The organism is Butyrivibrio sp. MC2021 (genome assembly GCF_000621605.1).
Lineage (GTDB): Bacteria > Bacillota > Clostridia > Lachnospirales > Lachnospiraceae > Butyrivibrio.
Genome location: NZ_JHXX01000002.1, coordinates 440,221 through 455,427 on the forward strand (window position 1 = coordinate 440,221; position 15,207 = coordinate 455,427).

Annotated in this window: 13 protein-coding genes; 9 read left to right on the top strand and 4 right to left on the bottom strand. The window is 46.5% G+C overall.

Going from position 1 to position 15,207, the window contains the following annotated elements; all coding sequences use genetic code 11:
• Positions 1 to 3 precede the first annotated feature (3 nt).
• The 3 genes from T359_RS0107850 to T359_RS0107860 are packed head-to-tail and all read left to right on the top strand — an operon-like array spanning position 4 to position 3,310.
• A complete protein-coding gene (locus T359_RS0107850; RefSeq protein ID WP_026516994.1) occupies positions 4 to 669 on the top strand; it encodes a DUF6320 domain-containing protein in 666 nt (221 codons plus the stop codon).
• Positions 670 to 674: 5 nt separating this feature from the next.
• Complete coding sequence (locus tag T359_RS0107855; RefSeq protein WP_026516995.1) at positions 675 to 1,868, top strand: pectin acetylesterase-family hydrolase; 1,194 nt, start codon at positions 675 to 677, stop codon at positions 1,866 to 1,868.
• 14 nt (positions 1,869 to 1,882) lie between these two features.
• On the top strand, positions 1,883 to 3,310 hold the full coding sequence (locus T359_RS0107860) for an alpha-L-fucosidase (RefSeq protein WP_051545116.1): 1,428 nt from the start codon (positions 1,883 to 1,885) through the stop codon (positions 3,308 to 3,310).
• 11 nt (positions 3,311 to 3,321) lie between these two features.
• On the opposite strand, the gene T359_RS22445 is transcribed toward T359_RS0107860, so the two are convergent.
• Complete coding sequence (locus T359_RS22445; RefSeq protein ID WP_155840040.1) at positions 3,322 to 3,492, bottom strand: hypothetical protein; 171 nt, start codon at positions 3,490 to 3,492, stop codon at positions 3,322 to 3,324.
• A 212-nt stretch (positions 3,493 to 3,704) separates the two neighbouring features.
• Between T359_RS22445 and T359_RS0107870 the strand changes: the two genes are divergently transcribed.
• Positions 3,705 to 4,922, top strand: a complete 1,218-nt coding sequence (locus tag T359_RS0107870; RefSeq protein ID WP_026516997.1) for a hypothetical protein — start codon at positions 3,705 to 3,707, stop codon at positions 4,920 to 4,922.
• Positions 4,923 to 4,930: 8 nt separating this feature from the next.
• On the opposite strand, the gene trxA is transcribed toward T359_RS0107870, so the two are convergent.
• Positions 4,931 to 5,248: a thioredoxin gene (trxA, locus tag T359_RS0107875; protein WP_026516998.1), complete on the bottom strand. Its 318-nt coding sequence runs from the start codon at positions 5,246 to 5,248 to the stop codon at positions 4,931 to 4,933.
• Positions 5,249 to 5,416: 168 nt separating this feature from the next.
• Positions 5,417 to 5,713 (bottom strand): hypothetical protein, encoded by a 297-nt coding sequence (locus T359_RS0107880; RefSeq protein WP_026516999.1) that lies wholly within the window; start codon positions 5,711 to 5,713, stop codon positions 5,417 to 5,419.
• A 163-nt stretch (positions 5,714 to 5,876) separates the two neighbouring features.
• On the opposite strand from T359_RS0107880, the gene T359_RS0107885 reads away from it, so the two are divergent.
• The 5 genes from T359_RS0107885 to T359_RS0107905 all read left to right on the top strand — a co-directional run bounded on the left by T359_RS0107885 (position 5,877) and on the right by T359_RS0107905 (position 12,455).
• Entirely contained in the window at positions 5,877 to 7,688 is a 1,812-nt protein-coding gene (locus tag T359_RS0107885) for a carboxylesterase/lipase family protein (RefSeq protein ID WP_026517000.1), read from the top strand.
• A gap of 152 nt (positions 7,689 to 7,840) precedes the next feature.
• A complete protein-coding gene (gene glpK, locus T359_RS0107890; RefSeq protein WP_026517001.1) occupies positions 7,841 to 9,343 on the top strand; it encodes a glycerol kinase GlpK in 1,503 nt (500 codons plus the stop codon).
• 27 nt (positions 9,344 to 9,370) lie between these two features.
• Entirely contained in the window at positions 9,371 to 10,819 is a 1,449-nt protein-coding gene (locus tag T359_RS0107895) for an NAD(P)/FAD-dependent oxidoreductase (protein WP_026517002.1), read from the top strand.
• Complete coding sequence (locus T359_RS0107900) at positions 10,816 to 12,084, top strand: NAD(P)/FAD-dependent oxidoreductase (RefSeq protein WP_026517003.1); 1,269 nt, start codon at positions 10,816 to 10,818, stop codon at positions 12,082 to 12,084. The genes T359_RS0107895 and T359_RS0107900 overlap by 4 nt, the downstream gene beginning before the upstream one ends.
• Positions 12,085 to 12,089: 5 nt before the next feature.
• The gene (locus T359_RS0107905; RefSeq protein ID WP_026517004.1) at positions 12,090 to 12,455 is read left to right on the top strand and encodes a DUF1667 domain-containing protein; all 366 of its coding nucleotides are present in this window, start codon (positions 12,090 to 12,092) and stop codon (positions 12,453 to 12,455) included.
• A 100-nt stretch (positions 12,456 to 12,555) separates the two neighbouring features.
• Here the strand turns inward: T359_RS0107905 and T359_RS0107910 are convergent, their stop codons facing one another.
• The gene (locus T359_RS0107910; protein WP_026517005.1) at positions 12,556 to 14,700 is read right to left on the bottom strand and encodes a cellulose binding domain-containing protein; all 2,145 of its coding nucleotides are present in this window, start codon (positions 14,698 to 14,700) and stop codon (positions 12,556 to 12,558) included.
• Positions 14,701 to 15,207: the final 507 nt, after the last annotated feature.

The window sequence follows — 15,207 nt, forward strand, 5'->3', positions numbered from 1 at the left end:
TTTATGCAGTATTGCCCTAAATGTAAGGTTAATATAAGAGGGAAAAAGGAGTGCTGTCCCCTGTGCCAGGGTGCCCTCAAGGACTCTGAGCTTGAGATGGAGCCCGCTTTTCCTGTGATAAAAAAGAGCAAGGTAAGTAATATCACCTTCATGAAGATGTGTACTTTCTTATTTGTGGCCCTGGAAATAGTATTCGGAACAGTGAATATCATGACCCACAGCGAGTATTCCTTCATAGGTGTCGTTATGCTGGGACTTCTGGTAGCCTGGATCACCATTATCACCACCGTCTATCTTCGAAACAATCTCCTGAAGGTCATCACCTGGGAGGTCTTTGTGGCCATAGTGGTGGATGTATATATCGATATGCACACAGGCTTCCACGGCTGGAGCCTTATCTGGATGGTGCCCTCCACATTGTTTGGTCTTGCGGTTGCCACCATCATTATCGCCAAGGTGCTGAAGCTGCGCCTGGATGAATATGCTCTTTACATTGTTTTTGATATATTGATGTCCCTTTTACAGATAATATTCATCAGAAACGGAATGAACAAATTCCCCTGGCCCGCAGTCATCAGTATCATGATCTATCTGATCCTGGGCGTATTCATGATAATATTCCGTTTCCGTGACCTTAAGAATGCTTCTGCGAAGATGTTTAACATGTGATGACTATGGGACTTAAAAACAAACTCAATAAAAACAACATAAAACGCGGCATCGTCTTTGCCTCAAAGGTAGGGGACTTCGTTGAAAACAGGCTTGGCAAGGCAGTGGAAGACAGCCGCTTTAAGGCCCAGGACCTGCCGGAGGATCCGGAAAAACTCACCTGGTACAGAGTTCCCCTTGAAAAGGGACTTTCCGGGGACGGCTCTGAATACTACATATATGTGAAAATAGGAGATCCGGACAAGCTTTGTGTTTTTTTCTCCGGAGGAGGAGTTGCCTGGAACGAGTATACCGCCGCAAGGCCGGTAACAGGGGGCAAGGTAGCAGCGGGGCTTCCCAATTACTACTGGAATAACCTTAGGCCCTTTACCCAGATCATGAATATCAACGTGGGGATCACCGACATTTTTACGGACAAGAACCCCTTTAAGGAGTGGAGCTTCGTGGTCATAACCTATGCCACGGGGGACTTCCATATAGGCAATAACGACTATCCCTATAAGTCCGAGACGGGAGAGGACGAGGTCCTTCACTTCCATGGATATGTGAATTTCCTTGAGAGTATGAAGGTGGCAAAAAAGCTTTTTCCCAAGCCATCGACCCTTCTTATTGCGGGGAATTCCGCGGGAGCCTTTGCAGTGCCGGCTCTGGCAGGGGAAGTGGTGGATGACTATTATCCCAAGGCCCGGAATATCACCCTTTTTTCCGACAGCGGACAGCTCCTTTATAAGCACTGGAGAAAGACCGCCAGGAACATCTGGATGTGCAAGGACAGCTTATGGAAGCCCATCCACGGGGATAATATCACTCTGGAGTGGTATAAGGACCTGTATCAGCGCTACGGCGACAGGTTCAGGTATCTGTACTCCAGCTCCAGCCATGACTATCTTTTAAGCGCTTATTACAACGATATCGTCAACAAGAAGTACAAGACCGACTGGGACGTTCAGGAAGAGTATTACGGCCAGCTCAAGGAAATGGTTTCCCAGCTCAAGGCCATAACCCCTTCCTTTGGAATGTTTATAGATGACTGGAAGATTCCTCTTATCACCATGGGAGGAACCGTTCACACCAGCGTAAGGGAGCCTCATTTCCTTCTTTTTACCCAGGACGGCATATCCATGGCAACCTGGCTTAAGGATGCAGTGGAAGGAAAAGTGTATGATGTTGGGATGGAACTTTTGAAAAAGGAAAAGTGAAAAACGGAGGTTTTATGACTTACACAGCGGATTGGAAATCGTTATCAAATTACAGGGTTCCACAGTGGTATCAGGATGCAAGGTTCGGAATCTTCATTCATTTCGGAATCTACAGCGTGCCTGCTTATGCCAATGAGTGGTATTCCAGAAATATGTATATTCAGGGAACCAGGGAGTTTGACCATCATGTGGAGACCTACGGCCCTCACAAGGACTTTGGATATAAGGATTTTATCCCCATGTTCAAGGCTGAGAAGTTCAATGCCGATGAGTGGGCTGAGCTTTTTGCCAAGGCGGGAGCAAAATATGTTGTGCCCGTTGCGGAGCACCACGACGGCTTTATGATGTATAAGAGCAGCCTTTCCAAGTGGAACGCCTACGAGATGGGCCCCAAGGTTGATTATCTGGGAGAGCTTAAAAAGAGCGTTGAGAAAAAGGGCATGAAGATCGGCGCTTCCTCCCACAGAATAGAGCACTGGTTCTTTATGAGCCACGGCAGAGAATTTGAGAGTGATATCACCGATGATATCGGCCCGGACAGCCTGTACTGGCCGGCTATGAAGGAGCCGGAAAATCACTATGATCTCTATGCGGATCCCGCTCCCACCAAGGAGTTTATGGATGACTGGTTTAACAGGACCAAGGAGATCATCGATAATTACCATCCTGAGGTTCTGTATTTTGACTGGTGGATACAGGAAGCCTGCATGAAGCCTTACCTTCAGAAGATGGCAGCCTATTACTATAATGAGATGGAAAAGATCGGCAAGGTCGGCGTGATCAATTACAAGCATGATGCCTTTGCCTTTGGATGTGCCGTTCCCGACGTTGAGAGAGGACAGCTTCCAACAGCCCGGCCCTATGTATGGCAGACTGATACAGCCATCGGAAGACATTCCTGGTGCTATACCGTGGACAATGAGTACAAGGATGCAGAGGAGATCGTATGCAACCTCATTGACGCTGTTTCCAAGAACGGCAATCTTCTTTTGAACGTGGGACCTAAACCTGACGGAACTATTTCCGAGGAGGATAAAAAGGTTCTTCTGGGAGTGGGAGAATGGCTGTCAAAGAATGGCGAAGCCATCTACGGAAGCAGGGTATACAAGTTCACTTGCGAAGGACCTACCCTGACTGCCGGCGGACAGTTTACGGATAAGAAAAAAATAGAGTATACTCCCGAGGATTTCAGGTTCACACAGAACGACGGCTGTGTATTTGCCATGGCACTTAAGTGCGCTGAAAACGGGGAGTACCTCATTAAGAGCTTTGCAACTGAGAAGGATGCGGCAGGTTCCGGCGGCTTCTCAGGAATAATCAGCAAAGTAACAGTATTGGGAGATGAATCCGAAGCTGAGTACAAGAGAGACGAAGAAGGTCTCCACATCAGGACTCAGTACAGAAGTGATCTTCCTGTGGTATTCAAAATAGAAGTGCTGTAAAAGACACTTGTTTAATCAACAAAGCAATCCTCGATAAGGGCTTCGTACTCATCACGGAGCTCTTCGGGGATATCATATTCATCAAGAGCCTCAGCTACTGACCAGTGTTCATTGGCCATAGAACGAAGAATGTTGCGGATAACTCCACGATCAAGAGCTTCCAAAGCTGCAACGTTAGTCATATCAATTACCCTCCAGACAATACTTAAATCATACACGGATTGTTAAAGATTATTAAAAAAATTAATGCTCTATCGATAAAAAATGATGGATTAAAAATATATCTTTAACTACAATATATTGTAGTATTATTTTTTTTTAGTACAAGTATTGACATTCAAACTGTAACAATTTTTGTAGAAACTGCACAGAAAATGAGAGGAAATTTCAACATATGGTTGTGCTTGTAATTGTGCTTTCTATATGTGGACTTCTGACATCTTTCGGAGTTGTCGGAATAATTCCATCCATAATTGCATTTGGTCTGAGTACTTTTCTTTTTGTGCGGGAAAAGTCGATAAATCTTGCCCGGGCCATGGCCATATCCGCCGTGGGAATTATTCTGCCCTTTATCATGTACATCAACAGCTACGGCTTTGCGCTGCCCAGGGTGAAGGATGAGAGACTGGGCTTTATCACCCAGATGATCTACGATAATTACTCAAATATGGGCTTTAATATGGACTTTCTCTTTAAGGAGGACAACATTCTTTCCACGGTGTTCTTTGAAAAGAGTAACCGGGGCTCCGACGGAGATGAGATCTATTATGTATCTGAGGGAGCTACCGTGGATTCTTTTGCTGAGGCAAAGGAGAATGCCAGGAAGACTGTGGCTGTCGTTACAACCCCTGAGGGATATGGAGAAGGCGCATCTGTGGATGACAGCTCCGAGTGCGGTTCTGATAAAAAGGGAATACTTAATGAGGTATTTTTTAATGACGCAGAGCCCGGCAGCATTTTTGAGAGTATAGACAGTCTCGGAGATAAGAGTACCGGCTACGGCGCCGACAGAATAGGTCCCTCCGATGACGACATTCCTTCCTACGGTGGTCTTCCCATGGGAACACTGCTTCTTGGGCAGTATTTCAGGGAGGATGACCACAACTGTAATCCAATTCTGGTCCTTCAGAATAAGACCGAGGAGGATTACCGCTACGAGTGCAGATTTATAGCCAGGGATGAAGAGGGAGAGGAGCTTGCGATTTCCGAGAAGACCGTCGAGGTTGTAAAGAGCGGTGCTCAGTTTGTCTTTGAGGGAAGATTTGATAAGGCAGAGCTGGAGGGAAAGCTCCCGGATATGTACGAGTTCTCTGTAACAAGAAGAACTCCTTATGAAAAGGATATGTCGGAGTATGTGGCGGTGTCCTCCAAGATAGATGCCGGTACTGCCATTCTCACGGCCAACAATGTCAGTGACAAGAAGGTCAAGGTTGATGCCTATGTGCTTTTCTTTGACGGCGGTGAGCTGGTGGACTGTATCTGGATGATCCCCCAGAATACGGGAGAAGTCTGCATAGAACAAGGAAGCGCCGCCTCAATAAAAGGCGACGCTTACTATAGATTCGATAGGATAGAAACTTATTATACAGCCTATGAGGCTGTGGGAGAATGATATAAAAATCAAAGAGCCTTGTCAATGAGCTCAGCAAGAGCCTCTGCAGGCATAGCACCTGTGGCGCTGCCAACAACCTCGCCGCCCTTGAATACAAGGAAGCTGGGGATTGACATGATGTTGTATTTGGCAGCAAGAGCATTGCAATCATCTGAGTTGACCTTGCCAACCTTGGCCTTGCCGTCATACTTCTCAGCCATCTTCTCAACTACAGGCATCATCATCTTGCAGGGACCGCACCAGTCTGCGTAAAAATCTACAAGAACAGGGATGTCGCTCTTAAGTACTTCTGTTTCAAAATTTTCTTCGTTAAATTTATATTCCATGATTGTATCCTCCTATTTGAAAGATGTAACTGTTTGTTTTGTGATGATCATAGTATTACACAAAACAATTAAATTGTCAACAATCTAATTGGAATAAATTTTAAATTTGTATTTATACATTTTTTACGATATAAATAAACGCAATATGGTAAAATTGATAAAAAGTGATCATTCGCCCTCTTGCTTACCGCTGTCCACAACCATACCGATGCACTCCATGGCAACCTCATAAAGGCCTGCCAGCTGCTTGGCGCCCTCATCATCCTTTTCGGCCAGCCTCTTGTACTGAGTAGTGAAGTAGCTCCTGGCCTGCTCAATGGTACTTCTTGTGATCATGTGACCATTGCAGTACATGGCTCCCGTATCGGCATTGTATTTGCCGCTGCTGAAGTTCTTTTTCTGGGCATCGCCCATTCCCATGGATTTAGCAAGTGATTGAATGAGATCTTCTCTTCCCTGTGGCATAGTAACCTCCGAGATATTGTTATGTTAATAATATTATATCGTACACTGGAGCAATTGTGTCATATTTAAATGAAGATGATACATGTTTAATGCAATTAAATTTATTGCAATGTATAAATTTTTATTTTATACTCTGAAAAAACATATTCGGAGGTAATTCGTCATGACCTTTTCAATCATAGTTGTTTTGATAGGAATCTTGTACATCGGAGTTCTGGAGCTTTCCAAGAACATCATAGCCGGCTGGATTATAGGACTTCTGGCTGTGGTGGCGATGATAGCTGCAAGGCTGATTTTGATCCAAAAAAGAAAGTACAACAAAAAGACTGCGACTCTCATGTGGGTAGTATTTATTCTTGTGCTTCTTTGTAACCTTAAATTAACGGCACCGCCTTACAAGCTGGTTCCCGCCGTGGACAACAGAAATCCCGATGTCACCGAGGTTATCTCCATAGCTCAGGGTGACCTGACCGGGGTCTATAATAAGGACCACTCCGTAAAAGTGTATGCCGGCATTCCCTATGCGGCAGCGCCCGTGGGAGAGCTGAGATTTAAGGAGCCCCAGGCCCCTGAGAGCTGGGATGGAGTGAGGGCCTTTGATCATTTCGGGCCAATGGCCATGCAGACAGGCTCCTCAGCCTTATATGATTCTTTATCCCATATCCTTGGCTGGCATGATTATCAGATCCAATTCGGGGATGAATATCTTCAGAAAGTAAGTGAAGACTGCCTGTATCTCAATGTTTTTTCCCCAGAGGACAGGGCTGAGGATGAGCTTCTTCCTGTAATCTTCTATATTCACGGAGGTTCCCTTACCACAGGAAATTCCTCCTATTCCGAGTACAGGGGTGAGGACCTGGCAAAAAAGGGCGTGGTGTTTGTTAACTTTGCTTATCGCCTGGGTGTGTTCGGATACTATACCGCGGACGACCTCAAGGCTGAGTCCCCCAACGGAACCACTGGTAACTACGGACTTCTTGACCAGATAGCAGCCCTTAAATGGGTTTATGACAATATAGAAGCCTTCGGAGGAGACAAGAGCAGGATAACCATTGCCGGTGAGTCCGCCGGTTCCTCCAGCGTCAATGCGCTGTGTGTTTCTCCCTTGACCGAGGGACTGTTTAACTACGCAATCGCAGAATCCAGCAGTATTCTGGCCAAGGTGCCTTTCCACACCTTCAGAAGCTATGAGGATGCTGTGGAGACAGGAGCTGAGGTAAGAGATGAGTTTAATGTGGCTTCCTCCGCAGAGCTTAGAAACATTCCCGCCGAGGAGCTGGTTAAGACCAAGACTCAGAATTCATCCATGACCATAGACGGATATTCCATCATCGAGCAGCCCTATCTTACCTATGAGAAGGGAAAAAATCACGAGAAGGCCCTGCTGCACGGCTTCAACGCCAAGGAGGCGGATGCATTCCTTCTTGGAACCAAGGCCACCAAGGAGAACTATGTAGAGCTCCTGGCGGAGGATATGGAGGACTACGCAGAGGAAATGGCTGCGGTGGTTCATGCGGATATGCCTCAGAGAGATCAGCACTTTATCGTTGATGCCCTGGGAGATGCCAAGGGTGCCCTTAATACAGCCTACAGCGCCATGTGGTTCAGCTATTCCCATCACGTATGGAACAGATATATGGTGGAACTGGGACTTCCCAGCTATGAGTACTATTTCACCAAGACTAACAACATGCTCTCCAATTATCACGCAGGGGAGCTTCCCTATGCCTACGGCAATCTCTGGAGACATCCGGGCCTTTATGACGAAGAGGACTACAAACTCTCTGAGATAATGCAGACCTACTGGACCAATTTTGCCAAGACGGGAGATCCCAACGGAGAGGGATTGCCCAAGTGGGTAATGAGAGATGAGAATAATACCAAGCTTATGAACTTTGATGTTGATCTGGATATGGTGGAGGATCCCAACGAGGAGATCTACAAGGTCATCGACAGATATATGGACAGCAAATAATTATCCTAGGGGATTTAGATAAATTCTAAATCCTCTTTTTGTCTATTTTTAACAAAAATATGCTAAAAAAGTGGAAACTATTGTATATTCGTTGCGTTTTTGGAAACTAGAGACTATCATTAAAGTACCTTAACAAAAAGGAGAAGGATAGTATGGCAAAATACGTAATGGCCTTGGATTCAGGCACAACAAGCAACAGGTGTATCCTGTTCAATGAAAAGGGTGAAATGTGCTCTGTGGCTCAGAAGGAGTTCACACAGTTTTTTCCTCAGCCCGGCTGGGTTGAGCATGACGCCAGCGAGATCTGGCAGGTGCAGCTTTCTGTAGCCAGAGAAGCTATGAATAAAATTGGGGCAACACATGAAGATATTGCGGCCATCGGAATCACCAACCAGCGTGAGACCGTGATCGTATGGGATAAAAAGACAGGACAGCCAATTTCCCACGCAATCGTATGGCAGTGCAGAAGAACTGCGGACTTTGCGGAGGAGATGAAGGCTAAGGTTCCGGGAATCGTTGAGAAGTTCCAGCAAAAGACCGGACTTAAATTCGATCCCTATTTTTCAGGAACCAAGATCAGATGGATCCTTGATAATGTGGATGGGGCAAGAGAAAGAGCGGAAAAGGGTGAGCTTTGCTTTGGAACCGTGGATTCCTGGCTTATCTACAAGCTCACCAAGGGTGCGGTTCACGTAACCGACTACTCCAACGCATCAAGAACTCTTTTGTTCAATATAAATACCCTGGAGTGGGATAAAGAGTTATGCGAAATTCTTGATATACCCATGAGCATGCTCCCTGAGGTTAAGCCCTCCAGCTGTGTATACGGCGAGACAGATGAGGAATTCTTCGGAGGCCCCATCAAGATCGCGGGAGCAGCGGGAGATCAGCAGGCGGCCCTCTTCGGACAGACCTGCTTTAACGAGGGAGATGCCAAGAACACCTACGGAACAGGCTGCTTCATGCTGATGAATACAGGAGATAAGCCTATTTATTCCAAGAACGACCTTCTGACCACCATAGCCTGGGGCATCAACGGCAAGGTTACCTACGCTTTGGAGGGGTCTGTATACGTGGCAGGGGCTGCGATACAGTGGCTCAGGGACGAACTCAGAGTCATCGATTCAGCTCCCGATTCTGAATATTTTGCCACAAGAGTTAACGATACCAACGGCTGCTATGTGGTTCCCGCCTTTACAGGCCTTGGAGCTCCCTACTGGGATCCTTACGCAAGAGGAGCTATCGTGGGCCTTACACGAGGCGTCAACAAGTACCACATCATCAGAGCCACACTGGAGTCACTGGCATTCCAGACCTATGACGTACTTCACGCCATGGAGCTTGATACAGGCAAGAAGCTCACATCCCTCAGAGTTGACGGAGGAGCATCCAAGAACAACTTCCTGATGCAGTTCCAGGCAGACATAATCAACACCAACGTTATCCGCCCCAGCTGCGTTGAGACCACAGCCCTGGGCGCTGCATATCTTGCAGGCTACGCTGTTGGCTTCTGGAAGGACAGAGACGATGTATGCAGCAACTGGTCCATAGAGAAGACCTTTGCATCCCAGATGCCTAAAGAGCAGAGGGAAAAAGAGCTGAAGGGCTGGCAGCAGGCAGTTGCTTCCACCAGAGGCTGGGCTAAAGAAATTTAAGTATCGGTTAATATAAAGGAGATTATTATGTACGATGTGATAGTTATTGGAGCCGGTGTCAGCGGCTGCGCGGTAGCGAGGCAGCTCTCACGATATGACGTAAATGTATGTGTTCTTGAAAAATGCGAGGATGTCTGCGAAGGAACCTCCAAGGCCAATTCAGCCATTGTTCACGCGGGCTTTGATGCCGATGAAGGCTCCCTTATGGCCAAGCTCAACGTAAAGGGTAACGCCATGATGGACGACCTTGCAAAGGACCTGGATATTCCCTTTAAGAGAAACGGATCCATGGTTGTCTGCATCCACAAGGAGGAACTTGACGGCCTTAAGACTCTCTATGAGAGAGGTGTAAAAAACGGTGTTCCTGGCCTTAAGATCCTTACAAGGGAGGAAGCTCTTGAGATGGAGCCCAACCTTTCTGATAACGTGGAGGGCGCACTTTTTGCTCCCACAGGCGGAATCATCTGCCCCTTCGAGCTCACCATCGCCATGGCAGAAAATGCCAACGTTAACGGCGTAGAATTCAGATTTAACACAAGGGTAGAGGACATCAAAAAGGGTGAGGATGGCCTCTGGCACCTTCGAACCAACAACGGCGAATATACAGCAAAATACGTTGTAAACGCAGCCGGTGTATACGCTGACAAGATCCACAACATGGTCAGCGAAGACAAGATGCATATCATCGAAAGAAGAGGCGACTACTGCCTTCTTGATAAAGAGGTTGGCGGATATGTTTCACACACTATTTTCCCTCAGCCTACCAAGTACGGTAAGGGTGTTCTTGTAACTCCCACTGTTCACGGCAACCTTCTGATTGGCCCCACAGCCATCGATATCGAGAACAAGGAGGGCACAGCCACCACAGCCCAGGGCCTTAATGAGGTTCAGGCCAAGGCCAGTGAGAACGTCAAGAACCTGCCCATGAGAAATGTCATCACCTCCTTTGCAGGCCTTCGTGCTCACCTTGAAAGACACGAATTTGTCATCGAGGAAGTTAAGGACGCACCTTGCTTCATCGATGTTGCAGGTATAGAGTCCCCGGGACTTTCAGCATCCCCTGCCATCGGAGAGATGGTAGCCGATATGCTTAAGGATAAGATGGGACTTAAGGAAAAAGAGAATTTCATCTCCACAAGAAAGGGCATCACCAGAACCGAGGGCCTTTCTATCGAAGAGATGAACGAGCTTATCAAAAAGAATCCTGCCTACGGAACCATCGTTTGCAGATGTGAGTCCATCACTGAGGGCGAGATCCTTGATGCCATCCACAGACCCCTTGGGGCAAGAAGCCTTGACGGCGTAAAGCGCAGAACCAGAGCCGGCATGGGAAGATGCCAGGCGGGCTTCTGTTCACCGAGAACCATGGAGATACTAAATCGTGAACTTGGCCTTACCTATGAGGAGATAACTAAGAGCGGCGGAAAGTCCAATATCGTCATTGAGAGAACAAAAGGGGAGGTATCAGGATCATGAAGACATACGATATCGTAATAGTAGGCGGTGGTCCTGCAGGCCTTGCAGCTGCAGTAGCCGCCAAAGAAGCAGGAAATGACAGCATTCTTATTTTAGAGAGAGACCACGAGCTGGGAGGAATCCTGAACCAGTGTATCCACAACGGTTTCGGACTTCACACCTTCAAGGAGGAGCTCACAGGCCCCGAATATGCTTACAGATTTATCAAGCAGGTTCTTGACCTTGGAATCGAGTACAAGCTCAACACCATGGTTATGGACATCGCTGAGGATAAAACAGTTACAGCCATGAACAGAGAGGACGGAATGTTCCAGATCCCTGCCAAGGCAGTTATCCTGGCCATGGGCTGCAGAGAAAGGCCCAGAGGAGCCCTTAACATCCCCGGCTACAGACCTGCAGGCATTTTCTCCGCAGGAACAGCTCAGCGCCTTGTTAATATCGAAGGCTACATGCCCGGAAGAGAAGTAGTTATCCTGGGTTCCGGCGACATCGGACTTATCATGGCAAGAAGAATGACCCTTGAGGGCGCCAAGGTCAAGGTTGTGGCAGAGCTGATGCCATATTCCGGTGGCCTTAAGAGAAACATCGTTCAGTGTCTTGATGACTACGGCATTCCTCTTAAGCTTTCTCACACGGTAGTTGATATCGAGGGAAAAGAGCACGTGACTGCGGTTACCATAGCTGAGGTAGGCCCTGACAGAAAGCCAATCCCCGGCACAGAGGAGAGATATACCTGTGACACACTGCTTTTATCCTGCGGGCTTATTCCTGAGAACGAGCTCTCAAGAGCAGCCGGTGTCAGCATGAGTCCCATCACTTCAGGCCCTGTGGTCAATGAGTCCCTTGAGACCAATATCCCCGGCGTATTTGCCTGCGGTAACGTACTTCACGTTCATGACCTGGTTGACTATGTTTCTGAGGAGGCCAAGAGAGCAGGACAGAATGCGGTTAAATACATCAATGATGGCTGCAAAAAAGCTGAAAACGACAATGTTATCGAGCTTGTGGCCACAGAGGGTGCCAGATACACCGTTCCCAGCACCATCAATGTAGACAGAATGGACGACCTTCTTACAGTAAGATTCAGAGTGGGTGATGTTTATAAAGACTCCTTTGTCAGCGTGTATTTCGATGATGAGAGAGTAATGCACAACAAAAAGAGGATCATTGCCCCCGGCGAAATGGAGCAGATAATCCTTAAGAAGACTCAGCTCACAGAAAAAGCCGGACTTAAGAAGATCACTGTAAAGATCGAAAAGGAGTGACAGATATGGAAACAAGAGAACTCACATGTATTGGTTGTCCCATGGGCTGCATGCTTACAGTAACAATGGATAAGGGTGAAGTTATCGAGGTTAAGGGTAACACCTGCCCCAAGGGCGATATATATGCAAGAAAAGAAGTGGTTAATCCCACAAGAATCGTAACCAGCACCGTAAAGATCACAGGAGGAGACAAGGAGCGCGTATCCTGCAAGACAGAGAGCGACATTCCCAAGGCCAAGATCTTTGAGGTTATGAAGGATATTGATGCTGCTGTAGTAGCGGCACCTGCTCAGATAGGAGATGTTCTCATCGAGAACGTGGCAGGAACAGGAGTTAACGTTATTGCTACAAGAAACGTGGCTAAAGCATAAGATTTAAGAAAATAAACAAATGGAAAGACCCGCAAGATGTGATCAGTCTTGCGGGCCTTTTCTATTTAAGCCTTACCAGGATGAAATCATATGAAACCGCTTAGTTAAGTGTGTATCCGATGGTGCTTGCTACAGAGCCGCTGCCCTGGATTCCGAAGTATGCAGCATCGCCTGCATAGATTGTGGAATTCCATGACTCAGGAGTGATCACATAGTACTCACCCACAGAAGCAACCTTTACGCACCAGCTGTTGTCGATCTTAACATCGCTCTTTTTGAGCTTCAGTGTCCAACCGTTAACAGCAGTCTTGGAGTTGTTAACTACCTTGAAGTTGATTGTGTAGTTACCCTGTCCGCTGATTGTATACTCAAGTGAGAGATCGTCGTTATCAACAACGATTGGCTCAGGCTCGGGCTCGGGTTCAGGCTCCGGCTCAGGTTCGGGCTCAGGCTGTGGCTCGGGCTCCGGCTCAGGCTCGGGTTCAGGCTGAGGTTCAGGCTCTTCAGTAGCCTCGCCATCAGCGAAGATCTCAATCTTATCTTTTACGTGAGATGAACCCTGGAAACCAAACTCAACAGACTTGCCGGGATCGATAACTGAGTTCCACTCAACAGGAGTGATCACATAGTAATTGCCCTCTTCAGAAACCTTAATATTCCAGCTTGCATCGATACCAACATCATTTTTGTTAACCTTAACTGTCCAGCCTTCTGCCTTTACAGTTGAGTTGTTGGTTACCTTAACAAGTACCTGATATCCTGATCCCCAGTTGTTAACTGTGTAAGAAGTTGAAAGACCGGTAACAACAGGCTGTGGTTCAGGCTCGGGTTCGGGTTCCGGCTCCGGCTCGGGCTGTGGCTCGGGCTCCGGCTCAGGTTCAGGCTGAGGGTCGGGCTTAACAGGAGCTTTCTTAGCATACCAGGAATCGATGCTTACGGATGTGCCTGCAAGTACAGGAACGAAGTATACATCATGTGTTCCGGCAACGCTTACCTTAGGCTGAACTGACTTGGAATAGAACTCGTTGCTTTCGCCGATCTTGATGTTTCCAATATAAGTGCCATCAGGGCTGTCAAGTCTTACTTCAACAACTGTAGGCTTAGCAGCCTTAGCGTTGATTGCAACAAAAGCAGTATCCTCTGTAAATACAACATCCTTGAATCCGATGTAGCCGTTAGCTCTTACAAGGGCATATGTAACACCGTCTGTTGTAAGAATAGCAGCTGCAGCCTTCTCAGTAGCTGTCTCTGCTTCTACTGTAGCATAAGGATCAATAGTAGAAGGAGTGGGCTCCGGCTCAGGCTCAGGCTCAGGCTGAGGGTCGGGCTTAACAGGAGGCTCTTTTACTGACCAGGAATCAAAGTAAACTGTTGTGCCTGAAATAGTAGGAACAAAGTAAAGGTCGTGTGTACCTGTGAGATTCTGTGAAGCCTGAACTCCCTTTGTAACGAAAGCGGTATCTGTAAGCTTAACATTAGCAAGAAGTTCACCGTCTGCACTATCAAGTCTTACTTCAAGAACAGCAGCCTTGTTGGCTCTGGCTGTTACGAATACAGAAGCAAGTCCCTTGGAGAAATCTACGTTCTTGAAAGCAACATAGCCGTTAGCTCTGATAGCGCCGTAGGTAACGCCATCTGTTGTTGCGAAGAAGGTAGCCTTGTAATCAGAAGTAGATTCTGCCTCAACTGTCTCATATGGATTGATCTCTGAAGGAGCAGGTGACGGAGGAGCAGGATCAGGATCGGGATCAGCAATAGGATCCGGGAAATAAGGTGATGCTTCCCAGTAATCAAAATCGATATCTCCCATAGCACCAACAAAGTAGAAGACTGCATCATTGTCTATATCGATGTGCTTCATGTTGGCTTCAAAGGTCTTGAACTCACCGTTGGTGTTGCTGATCTTGAAGCTTCCGAGCTTCTCGCCGTCTACTGCGTCTTTTCTTACTTCAAGAAGAGCAGCAGATGCAGATCTTACGTTTACCTCCATGGAGTTAAGACTCTCGTTGAAATTAACATTCTTGTACATAATGTAATCGCCCTTCTCAAGGCTGGTTACATAAACCTGAGGTGCGTCGCCTCTCTTGTTCTCAACGCCTGAGCTGCCAAAGTTGGTCTCAGCCTGGTTGCGCTGATAAGGATTGAACTTAGGTGCCGCATAGGATGTAAAAGAAGTCAGACAGCTGGTTGCTGTCAGGAATCCTGCCATAGCAAGACTCGTAAAAAATGCGAATTTTTTTCTCATAAAATACCCCCAATCGATATTTTGTAAGGCTTATTTAGTTAAGTAAAATTATTTGCTCGAGCACTTAAATTTTAACATTATACGTTTAAGTAGACTTTCGAAAACTTGCACAGGAACTACTAATACTTGCCCGATATTACGGCTTTTGTAAAAAAATAGCGAAATAGACAAACACGCTCAATCCCGCATGTTTCCTTTTACTTAATAAAAAAATGTGACGTTTTCGTGAACTTTCGGAGGGATTATACATAACAAAAAGTAACAAAATGTCCGTGTGAAAAAGACATTTGTCTTTTTGCCTAAAGAATGGTATTATTCTTCATAACATTTGTGCAATAATATACATTGTTTTTCTGATTTACTTATGTTAAATTCTGATTATAATTTTTTTTGCTTTAATAATGCGAAGCGATAAACACTGAATATTTATCCAGTTTATACAGCTGAAATCTAGTTTTATTCAAGTTTTATACAAGTTTCGAAAATTTCGTAATCAGTTTTTTTCAA

What these genes read in the sequence shown, in the direction of transcription:
- T359_RS0107860 (WP_051545116.1), top strand. Translation starts at nt 1,883, where the DNA reads ATGACTTACACAGCGGATTGGAAATCGTTATCAAATTACAGGGTTCCA.
- T359_RS0107855 (WP_026516995.1), top strand. Translation starts at nt 675, where the DNA reads ATGGGACTTAAAAACAAACTCAATAAAAACAACATAAAACGCGGCATC.
- T359_RS0107885 (WP_026517000.1), top strand. Translation starts at nt 5,877, where the DNA reads ATGACCTTTTCAATCATAGTTGTTTTGATAGGAATCTTGTACATCGGA.
- T359_RS0107870 (WP_026516997.1), top strand. Translation starts at nt 3,705, where the DNA reads ATGGTTGTGCTTGTAATTGTGCTTTCTATATGTGGACTTCTGACATCT.
- T359_RS0107910 (WP_026517005.1), bottom strand. Translation starts at nt 14,700, where the DNA reads ATGAGAAAAAAATTCGCATTTTTTACGAGTCTTGCTATGGCAGGATTC.
- T359_RS22445 (WP_155840040.1), bottom strand. Translation starts at nt 3,492, where the DNA reads ATGACTAACGTTGCAGCTTTGGAAGCTCTTGATCGTGGAGTTATCCGC.
- trxA (WP_026516998.1), bottom strand. Translation starts at nt 5,248, where the DNA reads ATGGAATATAAATTTAACGAAGAAAATTTTGAAACAGAAGTACTTAAG.
- T359_RS0107895 (WP_026517002.1), top strand. Translation starts at nt 9,371, where the DNA reads ATGTACGATGTGATAGTTATTGGAGCCGGTGTCAGCGGCTGCGCGGTA.
- glpK (WP_026517001.1), top strand. Translation starts at nt 7,841, where the DNA reads ATGGCAAAATACGTAATGGCCTTGGATTCAGGCACAACAAGCAACAGG.
- T359_RS0107880 (WP_026516999.1), bottom strand. Translation starts at nt 5,713, where the DNA reads ATGCCACAGGGAAGAGAAGATCTCATTCAATCACTTGCTAAATCCATG.
- T359_RS0107905 (WP_026517004.1), top strand. Translation starts at nt 12,090, where the DNA reads ATGGAAACAAGAGAACTCACATGTATTGGTTGTCCCATGGGCTGCATG.
- T359_RS0107850 (WP_026516994.1), top strand. Translation starts at nt 4, where the DNA reads ATGCAGTATTGCCCTAAATGTAAGGTTAATATAAGAGGGAAAAAGGAG.
- T359_RS0107900 (WP_026517003.1), top strand. Translation starts at nt 10,816, where the DNA reads ATGAAGACATACGATATCGTAATAGTAGGCGGTGGTCCTGCAGGCCTT.